At 68.3% G+C, this 13,569-nt stretch carries 11 protein-coding genes and 4 pseudogenes; 6 read left to right on the top strand and 9 right to left on the bottom strand.

The window, feature by feature from the left end; translation table 11 throughout:
• Window positions 1-26: 26 nt before the first annotated feature.
• The 5 genes and pseudogenes from AB5J50_RS02060 to AB5J50_RS02040 form a co-directional block, all read right to left on the bottom strand.
• Window positions 27-596, bottom strand: coding sequence for a hypothetical protein (locus AB5J50_RS02060; protein ID WP_369254325.1), 570 nt, complete (start codon window positions 594-596; stop codon window positions 27-29).
• Window positions 538-1,023, bottom strand: a complete 486-nt coding sequence (locus AB5J50_RS02055) for a hypothetical protein (protein ID WP_369254323.1) — start codon at window positions 1,021-1,023, stop codon at window positions 538-540. The genes AB5J50_RS02060 and AB5J50_RS02055 overlap by 59 nt, the downstream gene beginning before the upstream one ends.
• A 169-nt stretch (window positions 1,024-1,192) precedes the next feature.
• Window positions 1,193-2,014 carry an aldo/keto reductase gene (locus AB5J50_RS02050; protein ID WP_369265276.1) on the bottom strand — a complete coding sequence of 274 codons (822 nt, stop codon included), beginning with the start codon at window positions 2,012-2,014 and terminating at the stop codon, window positions 1,193-1,195.
• A 69-nt stretch (window positions 2,015-2,083) separates the two neighbouring features.
• Window positions 2,084-3,083: pseudogene (locus AB5J50_RS02045) on the bottom strand (aldo/keto reductase family protein).
• Window positions 3,084-3,295: 212 nt separating this feature from the next.
• A pseudogene (locus tag AB5J50_RS02040) lies at window positions 3,296-4,072 on the bottom strand (MFS transporter); the annotation flags it as partial.
• 658 nt (window positions 4,073-4,730) lie between these two features.
• On the opposite strand from AB5J50_RS02040, the gene AB5J50_RS02035 reads away from it, so the two are divergent.
• A complete protein-coding gene (locus AB5J50_RS02035) occupies window positions 4,731-5,789 on the top strand; it encodes a zinc-dependent alcohol dehydrogenase family protein (RefSeq protein ID WP_369254321.1) in 1,059 nt (352 codons plus the stop codon).
• Window positions 5,790-6,290: 501 nt separating this feature from the next.
• A complete protein-coding gene (locus AB5J50_RS02030; RefSeq protein WP_369254319.1) occupies window positions 6,291-7,082 on the top strand; it encodes an IS5 family transposase in 792 nt (263 codons plus the stop codon).
• Here the strand turns inward: AB5J50_RS02030 and AB5J50_RS02025 are convergent.
• Window positions 7,039-7,575 carry a hypothetical protein gene (locus tag AB5J50_RS02025; protein WP_369254317.1) on the bottom strand — a complete coding sequence of 179 codons (537 nt, stop codon included), beginning with the start codon at window positions 7,573-7,575 and terminating at the stop codon, window positions 7,039-7,041. The genes AB5J50_RS02030 and AB5J50_RS02025 overlap by 44 nt on opposite strands.
• Window positions 7,576-7,978: 403 nt before the next feature.
• Here AB5J50_RS02025 and AB5J50_RS02020 point away from each other — a divergent pair, with 403 nt between their 5' ends.
• The gene (locus AB5J50_RS02020; protein ID WP_369254315.1) at window positions 7,979-8,446 is read left to right on the top strand and encodes a HEAT repeat domain-containing protein; all 468 of its coding nucleotides are present in this window, start codon (window positions 7,979-7,981) and stop codon (window positions 8,444-8,446) included.
• A 423-nt stretch (window positions 8,447-8,869) separates the two neighbouring features.
• Window positions 8,870-9,250 (top strand): DUF6193 family natural product biosynthesis protein, encoded by a 381-nt coding sequence (locus tag AB5J50_RS02015; RefSeq protein ID WP_369254313.1) that lies wholly within the window; start codon window positions 8,870-8,872, stop codon window positions 9,248-9,250.
• Between the two features lie 23 nt (window positions 9,251-9,273).
• Here the strand turns inward: AB5J50_RS02015 and AB5J50_RS02010 are convergent.
• A pseudogene (locus AB5J50_RS02010) lies at window positions 9,274-9,411 on the bottom strand (ATP-binding protein); the annotation flags it as partial.
• Window positions 9,412-9,513: 102 nt separating this feature from the next.
• Between AB5J50_RS02010 and AB5J50_RS02005 the strand changes: the two are divergent.
• Together AB5J50_RS02005 and AB5J50_RS02000 are read left to right on the top strand one after the other, a co-directional pair.
• Complete coding sequence (locus AB5J50_RS02005) at window positions 9,514-10,086, top strand: hypothetical protein (RefSeq protein WP_369254311.1); 573 nt, start codon at window positions 9,514-9,516, stop codon at window positions 10,084-10,086.
• A gap of 160 nt (window positions 10,087-10,246) precedes the next feature.
• Window positions 10,247-10,903: pseudogene (locus AB5J50_RS02000) on the top strand (RNA-guided endonuclease InsQ/TnpB family protein); the annotation flags it as partial.
• A 544-nt stretch (window positions 10,904-11,447) separates the two neighbouring features.
• On the opposite strand, the gene AB5J50_RS01995 reads toward AB5J50_RS02000, so the two are convergent.
• Window positions 11,448-12,032, bottom strand: coding sequence for a DinB family protein (locus AB5J50_RS01995; protein WP_369254309.1), 585 nt, complete (start codon window positions 12,030-12,032; stop codon window positions 11,448-11,450).
• A 177-nt stretch (window positions 12,033-12,209) separates the two neighbouring features.
• A complete protein-coding gene (locus tag AB5J50_RS01990; protein ID WP_369254307.1) occupies window positions 12,210-13,526 on the bottom strand; it encodes an MFS transporter in 1,317 nt (438 codons plus the stop codon).
• Window positions 13,527-13,569 lie beyond the last annotated feature (43 nt).

Here is a 13,569-nt window from a genome sequence, read left to right as displayed (position 1 = left end):
CTTGTGCATAGGCGGTCAGTGACCAGTCAGTGGTGCCGGAGATGCGGGGTAAGCGCGTGGAGGTTGATGGTTCCGCGCTGCAGTTTCGCGTCGTGGGGTGCGTTGAATCCGGCATTGGCGATGTACAGCTGGTTGCCGCGTACGGCGGTGGTGGTTGGAGAGGCGAGGTCGTCGTCGACGGTCAGGGCGGTCTCGTGGGTCCCGTTCGGGTGCACGACGCTGACCCGGTCGGTCGGGTCGTTCTGCGCGGCGAAGACGGTGTCGGAGTGGTTGTTGAGGAAGGCGAAGTCGTCGAAGTCGGGGATGTTGTCGGCGACGGTGTGGACGCGGCCGGGGGCCCCGTGGGCGGTGACCGGGATCCTCAGCAGCTTGCCCTGGCTGTAGTTGCTCACCCATACGGCGCCCTTGTGGAAGCGGACGCCGTTCACGCCCAGCGGCGGGGAGCCGTCGGGGTCGGCTGCGAGCGCCGGGCCGTTCAGCCAGATCTTCGCCGGGTCGCCGGAGGTGGGCACGGCCCACACCGTGCCGTTGTAGCTGTCAGCGGCGTAGAGGGTACGGCCGGCCGCATCGATGGCCAGGCCGTTGGGCCAGACCATCGGGCAGGGCGGCCAGACGCTGGGGACGGCCGTGCGGGGGCAGTTTCCAGGTCCCGTTCCGGGAGGCGCCGTCGGAGTCCACGTTGTAGTAGACGGTGCCGTCGTTGCTGCGGGTGTTGCCGGTGATCTGATCGCCCAGGTGCCCGCTGACGAGGGTAGTGCGCTGCCCGGACGAGGCGATGCGCACGAGCTTCGGCGGCTTGTTCGCGGGGACGCCCAGCAGGGACACGGTCAGGGAGCCGTTCGGGTTGACGTTGATGTTCTCGGGCGAGTCGCCGGCGGCGAAGTCGAACGCGGCCGTGGTCTTCACCTGAGTGATGACCGGCTGCGTGCCGTCTCGTCCGGTGGTCGCGGACGCGGACGGGGTTGAGACGAGAACGGTCGCGAGAGCGGGGACTGCTGCGACGTGAGCAAAGCGAATGCGCATGATGTTGCTTCCTGTGAAATCGGCTGGAGGACGACGGAGCGGTGCCGCACGTCTCCGGGCCGAGCGGTGCCCCGGCTGACCACCTGGTGGCCGAGGAAGGGACTGCGGGTGGGTGACTACGGGAGTGAGGCGCGACGCGGCATCAGGTGTTGAACCGCATCCCGCCGAGTCACGTGACCTTTTCGGGGTCGTGGTGGTGGAAGATGTGGCTGCGGCCCGTGTCCAGGCCGGCGATGCGTGCCATCTCGTCGGCGGTGAGCTGGAAGTCGAAGACGTCGAGGTTCTCTGCCATGCCTTCGGGCCGCACCGACTTCGGGATCACGACGATCTCGCGCTGGACGAGCCAGCGAAGGGCGATCTGGGCGACGGACTTGTCGTGGGCGCGGGCGATGTCGACGAGCACGGGGTTGTCGAAAAAGCCCTGGCCGCCTTCGGCGAGGGGTCCCCAGGACTCGTGCTGGACGCCGTGCTGACGCATCAGGTTCTGGTCATCGGTGCGCTGGAAGAAGACGTGTGTCTCGATCTGGTTGACCGCGGGGACGATCTCGTGGTGGGTGATGAGGTCGGCGAGCCGGTCGGGGTAGAAGTTGCTGACGCCGATCGCCCGGGTACGGCTGGCCCGGTTGAGTTCCTCCATGGCCCGCCAGGCGCCGTAGTAGTCGCCGAAGGGCTGGTGGAGCAGGTAGAGGTCGAGGTTGTCGAGACCGAGGCGGTGCAGCGAGCGGTCGAAGGCGCGCTTGGCGCTGTCCTGGCCGTAGTCCTGAACCCACAGCTTGGTGGTGATGAACAGTTCGTCGAGGGGAATGCCGCTGGCGGCGATGGCCCGGCCCACGGCTCGCTCGTTCTCGTACGCCGCGGCGGTGTCGAGCAGGCGGTAGCCGGCTTCGAGCGCGGCCTCCACCGCCTGCTGGGTCTGGTCTTCGGGGATCTGGAAGACGCCGAAGCCGAGAATCGGCATCTGCACGCCGTTGTTGAGGGAAATCTGGGGGATCTTGCTGGTCATGGCTGAGACCTTCGCTTTCTGGCTGTGGGGGGCGTCGGCCGGGCAGCAGTCGTCTGCTCAGCGGTGCTTGACGCCGGCCTGGGCGGAAGTGGCGAGGGTGGGTTCGGTGACGGGGACGTCGCCGAGGGCCTGGTCGACGGTCGCCAGCAGGTCGTCCGACAGCTTCACGCCGGAGGCGGCGGCGTTGGCGTGGACCTGTTCGGGGCGGGAGGCGCCGGTAATGGCGGAGGCGACCTCGCTGCGGCGCAGGACCCAGGCCAGCGCCAGGGTGGGCATGCTCATCCCCGCCTCCTCGGCGATGGGGACCAAGCGCTGGACCGCCTCCAGGATGGCGTCGCTGTAGACGAGGTCCTGGGAGACCGCCATCGTCTCGCTGGCGAACCGGCTCCCTTCGGGGACGGGCCGGCCGGGCTTGTACTTGCCGGTCAGCACGCCCTGGGCGAGGGGGGACCAGACGATCTGGGAGATGCCGTTCGCGGCGCACAGGCCGAACACCTCGGCCTCGGGGGGCCTGCCAGAGCATGGAGTACTGCGGCTGGGAGGAGACGAACAGGTCGGGGCCGGCGATGTTGATCGCGGCCTGGATCTGCTCGGGGGTCCACTCGCTGAAGCCGAGGTAGCGGGCCTTGCCCTGCTCGACGACCTTCTGGAACGCCTCGATGGTGTCCTCGATCGGCACGGATGGGTCGAAGCGGTGCGCCTGGTAGAGGTCGACGTAGTCGGTCTTCAGGCGGGTGAGTGAGGCGTCGATCTGCTGGGCGATCTGGGCGGGAGACAGGCCCTTGTCGGCCGGGTCGTCGGACATCGGGCCCCAGACCTTGGTGGCCAGGATGTAGGAGTCGCGGGGGTGGGCCGAGAGGATCTCGCCCCAGGCCGTCTCGGCGGCTCCCTGTCCGTAGACGTTGGCGGTGTCGAAGAGGTTGATGCCGGCGTCGAAGGCCGCTTCGGTGCAGGCGCGGGGCGCGTCGGCCTCGATGCCGCCGGCGTAGGTCAGCCACGAGCCGAGGGAGATCTCCGAGACCTGAAGGTCCGAGCTGCCGAGTGTGCGGTACCGCATGGATGCGCCTTGCTGGTTCGGTGTTCGGTGCAAGTCCCCTGGTCAGCGTCGGCGGGCCGCCGGTTCCAGGGCGGGGTTGGCGAAGCTGCTGTCGGCCGGGTTGATGACCGTGCCGGGAGTGACGATGGCGTCGATGCGATCCAGGACCACGGAGTCCACGTCGGCCGCAGGATGGTCGCCGGACGGGGAGGGCCCGGCCTCCCCAAGCGGTGTCAGCTCCGCGCTGATTCCGTCTTGCGGTGGGAGGCGGCCAGCAGGCCGAGGGGCAGCAGGGCCGCGAGGGCGAAGGTGAAGCCGACCATCGACGGGCCCTTCAGGCCCAGGCCGGAGGTCAGGGCGATGCCGCCGATCCAGGAACCCGTGGCGATGCCGATCTGGAAGGCGGACGTGGCCAGGGCCATGGGCAGGGACCGGCCGGCTCCGGCGATGTGGACGACCTCGCCGACCACGATGGGGTTGCAGGCGAAGCCGGCTGCGCCGAGCAGCACGACCAGGACGACGGCCACGACGCTGTTGGTCGCCCACAGGGTGATGGCGCCCAGGATCACGGCCGTGAGGGCGGTGGCCGGGATCAGCGTGGTGTAGGGGCGACGGTCGCCGAGGCGCCCGCCGACCGTGGTGCCGGCCAGCGCGCCGATGCCGAAGCCGAGTATCGCCAGCGGCACCACGGCCGTCGCGAGGTGGGCCCGCTCGGTCAGCAGCGGGGCGACGTAGTTGTAGGCACCCATGATTCCGGCCTGGATGAGCGCGGTGGCCAGGTAGACCAGCCACAGGCGCGGATGCTTGAGCGCGGCCGTCTCGGCGCGCAGGGGGGTGTCGGCACGTGTGGTGTCGGCGGGCACCCGGCGGGCCACCACCACGGCGGCGGCCACGGCGAAAGCGGCGAGCATCCAGAAGGGGGCCTGCCAGCCGCCCAGCTGGCCGGCTGCCGTACCGAGTGGGACGCCGACGATGTTGGCGAGGGTGATGCCGCCGACCATGACGCCCGTGGCGCGAGTGCTGGCGGCCGGACATTCAAGGCTTCGTACATCGCGCCGTGGCCGCGCCGGTGCTCGGCCGTGAGCGTGAGGTCCACCGGCGCCTTCACCGCTCCACCGAACGTCTTACAGTCCCCTCCTTCGCCTGCGGCAATGCGGACTGGCGACCGGTGGAACCGTCGGAGGCTGGATTGCAGAGCCTGTCAGTGGCGCTTAGCGTGATGTCGGGGACTCCAGGGGCTCTCGGGTGCGGTGCGTGCGGCGGACTTCGCAGGGCATGCGCCCGGGTCCAGTCCATCGAGGTGATCAATGATGACTGACAGCACACAGACGCTCGTCAAGAATCTCACCGACACCTTCAGGCATCCGATCCGTTCGCCGATTCTCCACTCTGACCTCAGATCAGTGCGCTGCGGCGAGCGGTCCTGATCACGGACCTCAGTAGGCCGCACGAACCCAGCTCGCTCACATGATCATGCTGAGCGAGTCGGTAAAGGCCTAGAGGGGACCCGACGCCGATGACACTCTGCGCACGCGCCTGCTCCATCGAGAAAGAAACGTCCGGAGCCTGGTCGCCGACGAGGATGCCGCCACCGGCATTGTTCCTGTCCAGAACGCCCGCCGAGTTCGTCGGGCGCTGAAAGACGAAAGGTCACTCGTGCCACAATTCATGCGCGCGCTCGTAGCCGGAAAGGTTGGCGAGCCGGCCGATGTCCTGCGGCTGGAATCCCGTCCTGTTCCCACGCCAGAAGCCGGTCAGGCGTTGATCCGTGTGAAGGCGACACCTATTCACGCCAGTGATCTGCATGTGCTGCGTGGCCGCTACGGTTTCTCCCCCGAGTTTCCCACTGTGGGGGGTCACATGGAATGCGTGGGCCGTATTGAGGTCCTGGGCCCGGATACCGAGGGACTGAAGATCGGCGAGCGCGTGGTGGCCGTTGCTGTCCCGGCGGTACCCGGGCCGCATGTGGCCGGCACTTGGCAGGAATACCTTGTTGCCGATACACGAAGGCTCCTGCCGGTCCCCGACCATCTGAGCGACTCCAGCGCCTGTCAACTCGCCGTCAACCCGTTGACCGCGCTGCTCCTGGTGACTCGCGAACTCGACGTACAGCCGGGTGAATGGTTGTTGCAGACGGCCGCGGGCTCCACCGTCGGCCGGCTCGTCATTCAGCTGGCCAGGCATCTGGGTATTCGCACGATCAATGTCGTGCGAAGGCGCGATGCCGTCGAGGAGATCAAGGCGCTTGGTGGTGACGAGGTCATTTGCACTGAGGACGAGGACCTGTGGCAGCGTGTGGCCGAGATTGCAGGATCGGCTGGCGTGCGCAAGGCCATCGACTGCGTCGCGGGCCACGTGGGTGCCCAGCTATCCCAGGCATTGGCTCCGGGAGGAGAGGTCGTGGTCTACGGCGCGCTCTCTACCCATCGGCAGACTGACCCGGCAGCGCTGACGATCCCGCTGCAGGCACGCTCGGTCATCTACGAGAGCAAAGCAGTCCGTGGCTTCTGGCTGAACCGCTGGTTCGGCACTGCCTCACCTGCGGATGCGCTGCGCGCGCTGTCCAAGGTTCGCAGTCTCGTCGCTGATGAAGTGCTGAGCATCCCCCGAGGCAAGCCGTTCCCGCTCGAACGCTTCACCGAAGCCATCTCGTTCGCCGAAGCACCCGCACATGGCGCCAAGCCGCTCTTCGTCTTCGAGGATGGCCGGGACGAAGACGACAGGTAGGACGCGGCCCGTCCGGTGCTGGCGGCGGTGCGGCTGCGGCGGGGCAAGGTCGCCGACGCCCGCGGCGCCGCCCAGCTCGGGCAAACCCCACCGGCGAACTGTGACGGAGCAGCGTTGTTTGCGAGTGATCGCTGGGAAGGGCCTGGTCGGGGGCCCGGTGGTGCGCGATAGTTTGCGAGTTTGGCGGGCCGAAGTTCGCGAGCCTGCAGTCGCGTTGGTCACCCGCCGTAACTGAGTGGCTGTTGTCGTTCCGATCTTGAGGGGTGTGCGTCGAACGGGAGTCTCGGTCGGGTGACCGCGGCTGGTCACGGGCATGAAGGCAGGGCCTCTTGGTAGCTCGGGGTTGCGAAGCCAACCGAGATCCAGGAGACCCTGTTGCCGCAGTTGTGCGTGCTCGCGCCGGTGGAGTTCAACTCGGCGTCTCCGTCGTGTGATTGTGTCGCTCACCGGTTCGGGAATGCGGCCGATCATCCGGAACGTGTTCGGCGGTATCCCTCGGATATGACGGACGCGGAGTGGGCCGTGGTCCGGCCGCTGCTGCCGGTGCCGACCTGGATGCGGGGCCGGGGAGGGCAGCCGGAGGTGTACTGCCACCGGGCGATACTCGATGCGATCCGCTACCTCGTCGACAATGGCATCAAGTGGCGGGCTATGCCGGTGGACTTCCCGCCGTGGGACCGGGTCTACGCGTTTTTCCGCCGCTGGCGCGATCACGCCCTGGTCAGGGAGTTCCACGACGGGCTCCGGTCGAAGGTCCGCGAGCAGCTGGGCCGCGACGCGGAGCCGAGTGCGTGTGTGATCGACTCGCAGTCGGTCAAGGCGGACGCCGTCGTCGGTGCGGACAGCCGTGGCTTCGGCGGCGGGAAGCTGGTCAACGGGCGCAAGCGGCATGTCGTAGTCGACACGCTCGGCCTGCTGCTGGGTGTGATGGTCACCGCCGCGGACACCGGTGATCGCGCCGCCGCGCAGGTCATGCTGCGGCAAGTCGCCGACGCACAACACCAGTTGGAGCTGGTCTGGGCCGATGGCGGCTACACCGGCAGCCTCGTCGAGTACTGTCTGGCCACGCTCGCGCTGGTCCTGGCGATCGTCAAGCGCAGCGACGACATGCGCGGCTTCGTGGTGCTGCCCAAGCGGTGGATCGTCGAGCGGTTCTTCGCCCACCTGATGCGCACCCGCCGCCTGGCCCGCGACTACGGACGCCGCACCACCAGCGCCGAGGGGATGATCTGCTGGTCGATGACCCTGCTCATGACGCGCCGCCTTGCCCGGCCGGGCCCTGTGCCAGGGTGAACCGGCCCGGCTGCCGCTCGGCCAACCAGCCCCGCGCGACCAGGCGCTTCGCCTTCGACCGCAGCGCCTCCACCCGCGTCGGCACCGCGTCCAGGCCGAACGCCACGGCCATCTCCTGGCAGGTCAGCGGCCCTTGATGGAGCCGATGCCGGTCCGCGAGGGCCTGAAGGATGCGCTGATAGTCCACCGACAACACCGACCAGGTCAGTCCCTCACGCCACACCGGCACCTGCGACTTCGGCTTCGCCGCCTGGCCGGGCGCTGAGCGCGCGTCCGCGTCCCGTGGGCCGGAGACAGCCTCCTCATCAGCAACGCTGCCGCCGTCCGGAGACAGGGCCGTGCCCACTCGTCTGCGGGCGATCACCCACTCCTGCCATTCCTGCTCGGCTGCGGCCAGTTCGGCCTGGATGCGATCGGCTTCCTCACGCAACCCGTCGACCCGACGGCGAGCGGCGAGCTCGTGCTGTTCCAGCAGTCCGACGACCGACGGCATTCACAACCTCCCGGGGAGCGATGACACGACACGCCACCACTCCCACCGAATCACCGCCCCTATGCCTGACCAGCGAAAACACCGACCTCAGATTCGGAAAGACAACAGCGTCTCAGGCGTCCCGAGGTGGGCGTCACGCTGCGGGTCTGGGGCAGCAGGTACTGGGTGCCCCCCGACGCAGGGCCTTCCTACGTCGGCTTCCTCCTCGACGCCGCACGCCACGCCAGCGTCACCGCCGGACGCAGGTACCTGAGCCGTCTCGCCCGAGGGGGGGCTATCAGCCTGGGAGTTCATCGTCTCCCTTCACCGCCTTGGCGCCTTCGTCCCCGATGGTGTCCTCCACCGGACCGCCAACCGTCTACACAGTTGTGCCGACAGCACCGGGTTTTACAGTTACGACAGGGTGCGGGCGGCCGAGTCGCTGGCCGCGCTCGGCGACTCTCGCGGGGTGGACCTCTTGTACGCTCTCGCCCGCGACACCACGCTCTACGGCAGCGACCGGGTTCGGGCGGCCGAGGCCTTGGGCCAGCTGGGGGATTCCCGCGCCGTGGACCTTTTCCACAACTTCGCCCGCAATACCACGTACAGCGTTGGCGTGGACCGGGTCGCGGCGGCCGAGTCGCTGGTCGGGCTCGGCGACTCTCGCGGGGTCGACCTCTTGTACGCTGTCGCTGTCGCCGGCGACACCACGCCCTACGATGGCGTTCGCGTACGGGCAGCCGACGCGCTGGCTGGTCTGGGGGACTCCCGCGAGGTGAACCTTTTGTACGCCCTCGCCCGCGACACCGCCCTCAGCGGCGACGCACGCGTGAGCGCGGCCGAGGCGCTGGCCGGGCTCGGTGACGCTCGTGGCGCCAACTTTCTTACGTGACAAGAGTCTTCGCAACGAGCAGTGTAGTCGCCGGCAGCAGCTGGGCTGGCCGACTGAACACCCTCCTCCGCCTCGGCGAACCGCTGTCCCCGGCCTCCGAACTACTCGCGGAACTTCTGCTCCGCTGGATCGACAGCCTGGACAACATGAACACCGCGACCAGCCAGGCATGCCCGCCGCATGGTCGCGATCCGGCACCACGTCCTGGAGATGCCCGAACCGGTCGTCGCAGAAGCTCTCGGCCACCGCCACGTCACCACAGCCAAATTCGCTGCTTGTCAACGGTCTTTGGGATTTCTGGCTGGGCGGACAGTGGATGTCCATACTGGCGGACAGGAGTTGCCCTGGCTGGCAGACAGCGTGTCTCCGCTATGTGAGGTGTAGGTGTTGACGCCTTAGCGGCGCGGGCTGGAGGGTCAGGTCATGTCGACTGAGGGCGTGAGCCGTGAGCCCGGCGTGGTCTGGGAGGAGCTGCTGGACTCCTATCGCCCTCCGCATCGAGAGGACGACTGGGTGGCTCCGGCCATGTGGCCCCTGGTGCAGGCGGCCATGCTCGATCCGGTGCTGCGGTCGAAGTATCCGTGGACCTCGATGAACCAGCTGCAAGTATCGTCATCCGACGACTGGGAGGACTTCGGCTCGGAGACGTTTCCCGGAATTGCCGCCTGGTCGGGCGGGTATTCGCTGGTCGCTCATCCGTGGGGTGAAGGGCGGATCGTCTTGGAGACGACCGCGCCAGGCGAAGCGGTCGCCTTCCTTGCCGCCGTTGTTCGCGAGCAGATGCCGGACCGCGGGACCGAGTAGGCGGACGGATCAATTCGGGGGGATCACCCCCTTCCCGCGATGGCCACGGTGAGACGGTGGGAGTCGCCCTTGGTCGGGGCGAGGTGTGCGTGGTGCAGGAGCCGGTCAACGGTGGCGGTGGCCAGCGTCTTGGGCATGATCGAATCGAAGCCCACTGGATGGGGCCCTCGTGGCGGCGGGCTAGAGTCTTCGCCGATCACCGGTATGGCGAGGGGCGGGCGAGAGTGACGACGTCGGGTTCTGGCAAGGTGAGTGGCCTGCCGGTGCCGAGCCGGAGCCGCATAGTCATCGGGTGGCTCCTGGTCTTGCTGCTGGCCGTCCTGACCACGTCGCTGCTGGGCGCCTTCGACGCCGGCCTGGGCGGGGTCCTCGGAGTCATCGCCCTCATCGTGAGCTACCACTTGATCGTGCGGCGCCTGATCCTGCGCCGGAACGCGGTGCCCAAGCGGGTCAAGGTCTGCTTCACGCTGGCGTCGATCGCGCTCGCCGTAAGCGCCGTCTACGCATCACCCGCCAGGCTGGTCGCCTTCGGCAAGGAGGGCGTCGGCTCCATCGACTACCAGGACCGTCAGCAGGGCAGCCATGGCGCGTACTTGCAGTGCTACGTCCAGGACCCCGACGGCAATGTCGATCAACTGCCGTCTGGCGGCGCCTGCCCGCACCCGGATGGAACGCCCGTCACCATGGTCTACACCGCCGACGGGATCGGGGGGCCGTTGCTGGGCACCAAGTCCTCCTACACGTATGCGGTCGTCATCTGCGCCGTGGGCGAGCTGACCGGCTATTCCCTGATGGTCGCCGCCGCCGTCATCACGGGCCGCCGGTTCGCAGCCTGACGGTGCGCGGCAAGCTGACGTACCAGCTCCGGTCGCCCACGCCGCAAGACTCGCTGCTCCGGTCGCGTTCAGCGCGCGAGCCTGACCGGATACTCCCCGCCGAGGACTGGCCGCCTCCTCTCACCTCAAGGGCCACGACCAGATCGTCATCGCCAGGCAGAACATCGCCACCACCTCGGACGGCCAGATCATGGCCGGGCGCGCACTGAACCGGGGACGGGAGCGCGAGCGCACCCTGCGGACCAAACTCCAGCGCAAGAACACCCCCTCCGCCAGACGCCGCCTGAAGAAACGCCGCCGCAAGGAGGCGCGGCGGGCCACAGACATCAACCACAAGATCGCGAAACACGTGGTGGCCGAGGCAGAACGCACCGGTCGCGGCATCGCCCTGGAGGATTTGACGGGCATCCGTGAGCGGGTACGGCTTCGCAAGCCCCAACGGGCCACCCACTCCTCCTGGAGCTTTGCCCAGCTGGGAGCGTTCATCGCGTACAAGGCTCGCAACGCGGGGGTGCCGGTGGTGCACGTCGATCCGGCGTACACCTCCCGCACCTGCGCCGAATGCGGCCACACCGACAAGGCGAACCGGGTCTCGCAGGCCTGGTTCGCGTGCCGGAACTGCGGATTCGTTGATCACGCGGACCGGAACGGCTCCCGCAACATCCGCGCCCGCGCGGAACAGTTGTGGCGACGCGGGGCGCAGTCAACCGTCCCAGACCCACCCCCGAAACCCGGCCGTGGGACAAGACGCAAACCCAGCACCACAACCAGTGGCGCCCGTTGTGCAAACCCGGGACTTTCAGTCCCGGGTCGTTGACATCTTTCGGCCGTACCGGCGGCACCGCCGGGTTCGGTGAGATCCGTTGCGGACGGTGGGCGGCCGCGACATCAGACCGTACGACACGGGATCCGGGCAGCCCGGTGTCCGGCTGCGCTGCCTGGACGTGCGCCAGGAGCTCAGCACGCAGCCCCCGGCGAGGTGTTGTAGTGCGCTGACCTGCCGTGGTCGGGCCGGTAGTCGGGTGCGTACGCGCACTCGGTTTGCCGACGGGCGGGCCGGGTGGAAGGCATGGGCTGTGACGTGGACACTGCCGGAGCCGATGCTCGCCGCACCTGTGTCCGCCCCCACGCTCCGCCCCGGGCATGTCCTGGCATTCGACCTGCTCCGGGCGGGCGCCGACCTGACCGCGAAGCCCTACCAGGCTCGCCGCGCACCCCGGACGCGCCCGAGCTGGACGAGGACGACGAAGGCGTGGACTGAACGCCCACATCGGGTGACGCGGGCATATCAGGTGGTCGGAGTGCTCGGAAATCGCAAGCGCCGGTAGGGGAGCTGATGTCAGGCTGCCTGGTATGTCTAACTAAGCCTTGATTGATGCGGCCGACCTGGCGGCCTGCTCGATCTTCGCGCAGTAGGCTGCACGGGCTTCCTCGTCGATCTGCTGCTCGTGTTCGGGGCGCATCCCGGTCCGGCCGTCGAGGCCCTCGCGCAGGATGTCGGCGTGCCCGGCATGCCGGTTGGACTCGCCGAGGACATGGACCATGATGGCGAACAGGTTCGTGTTGGGATAGGGCTCGGGCCACCACGGCACGTGGCCGGGGGCGTCGAGGGGAAGCTCGTTGATCGTCGCGTCCGAGTGTTCCCACGTACGCCGGTAAAACCCGATGATCTGATCGCGGGTCTCGTCCTCGGCGGCCCACTGATCGCTGCCGTTGTAGTCCTGCCATCGGGGCAGCGGTTCCAGGGAAGGGCGGTCGAAGACCTCGCCGAAGTACCTGGCCTCGACGGTGGCCACGTGTTTGACCAGGCCGAGGAGGTTGGTCCCGGTCGCTGTCAAAGGTCGGCGGGCGTCGTATTCGGACAAGCCGTCGAGTTTCCAGAGCAGCGCCTCGCGGTCCCGCCGCAGTCTCCCGTGCAGGTTGTCCTTGGCGAATTTATCGATCATGCGGCATGAGCCTTCCATGGGCTGTTCGTGCTCTCAAGATCCCATACGTGGTCCGCAACGGCTGGCAGAGCCGAGGCTTAGGACTCTTAACACAATGAGCTGCCGGGATTGATGGTCTGTCAGAGAGACGTGGGGGTGGGGTGCGTGACGGCTCGCGGCCGACCCGACCTGCGACGGTTACTGCGCAGGAGAACTACACGCATGCTGTTCGGTGCTGTTCTCTGATCCCGTTGAGTAGTTGGGGACGGGGACCGGGGAAGTGGGCGGGTGCCAGGTGAGGATCCAGCCGGCGGTAAGCGCCGCCGCGCCGCCTGCCAGGGCGATTGCGCCGCCTGTTCCGATGCCTGCGGCCACCGAGCCGAAGCAGGCCGGCCCGACGCCCTGCAGCGTCATGCTGCCGGAGCCGAGCAGACCGAAGGCCTGGCCCTGGCCATCCTGAGGCAGGGCGTCCAGGAACGGCCGTTGCAGGCCGAGACCGTAGGCGAATCCGAAGCCGCAGAGCAGCAGCAGACAGGACGAGACGCCCACTCCGGGCTCGGCAGCGAAGCCGACCAGCGGCAGTCCCGTCAGCGCAATCAACGGGACTACCAGTCGCTCCCGGGTGGGTGGCCGTAGGAGTCGACCCACCAGCAGGTCACCGACAAGCATGCCGACCGGCAGACAGCCCATCAGCACCGCGTACCAGCCGGGCGCGAAGTGGCGTCCTCCCGCGTAGGCGACGATCAGGCCTTCCGCGCCCGCTACGAACGCTGGCGGTAGCCACTGGGCCAGCATCAGTCGTCGCACCGTGTGTCCGCGTAGCAGCAGGCCGGCACCGTGCAGGCTTGCCCGGACGGCCCCGCCATCGCCCCGAGCGCTGCCGGGTGTGCCGCCGAACTCTCCCAGCTGCAGCCGGGGTAGCCGGATGCGGATAGCGAGCGCGCAGCCGAGGTAGAGGGCGGCGCTTACCGCGAGCGCCCGGTGCGGGTCGAGTACCGCGACGGCCGCACCTCCCAGCGCCAGACCGAACAATTGCGCGCCGGAGGAAGCGATGTTGTTCAGTGAACGGCCCAGTACATAGGCGTCGCCCTCCAGCCACTGCGCGACCAGCCGACTCGACGCGCCGCCGAACACCGGTGTGGCGAGGGCGACCAGCGCCACGACACTGAGGCTTGCCGCGATCGGCATCCGCACCAGGGCGAGCAGCAGGGCGGCGGCGCACTCCAAGGCGTAGCCGCCGGCGATGAGCGCGCGGGGCGGCAGTTGGTCGGCCAGTGAGCCCAGCAGCAGCGAGCCGAACAACTGCGGGAGAAAGCCGATGCCGAAGGCCAGTGCGCTCAACAGCGCGGAGCCGGTGGTCGCGAAGACCAGCACCGAGAACGTGGTGATCCGCAGCGAGCCCGCAGTGATCGCGACGGTGCGGGTCGAGAAGAGCAGCCGGAATCGCGGCTCGGCCAGCACCTCCCGGTAGGTGGCACGGTGGTTGCCCTGCGCGGGTTCGGCGGTTGGGGTCATGACGTCCAGCCTCGCCGTGCGCCCACGCCACTCACCAATGATT

Source organism: Streptomyces sp. R35 (assembly GCF_041053035.1).
GTDB classification, from domain to species: domain Bacteria; phylum Actinomycetota; class Actinomycetes; order Streptomycetales; family Streptomycetaceae; genus Streptomyces; species Streptomyces lutosisoli.
Note: the sequence above shows the minus strand (reverse complement) of the source record. Positions and strands in the feature narration are given on the sequence as shown.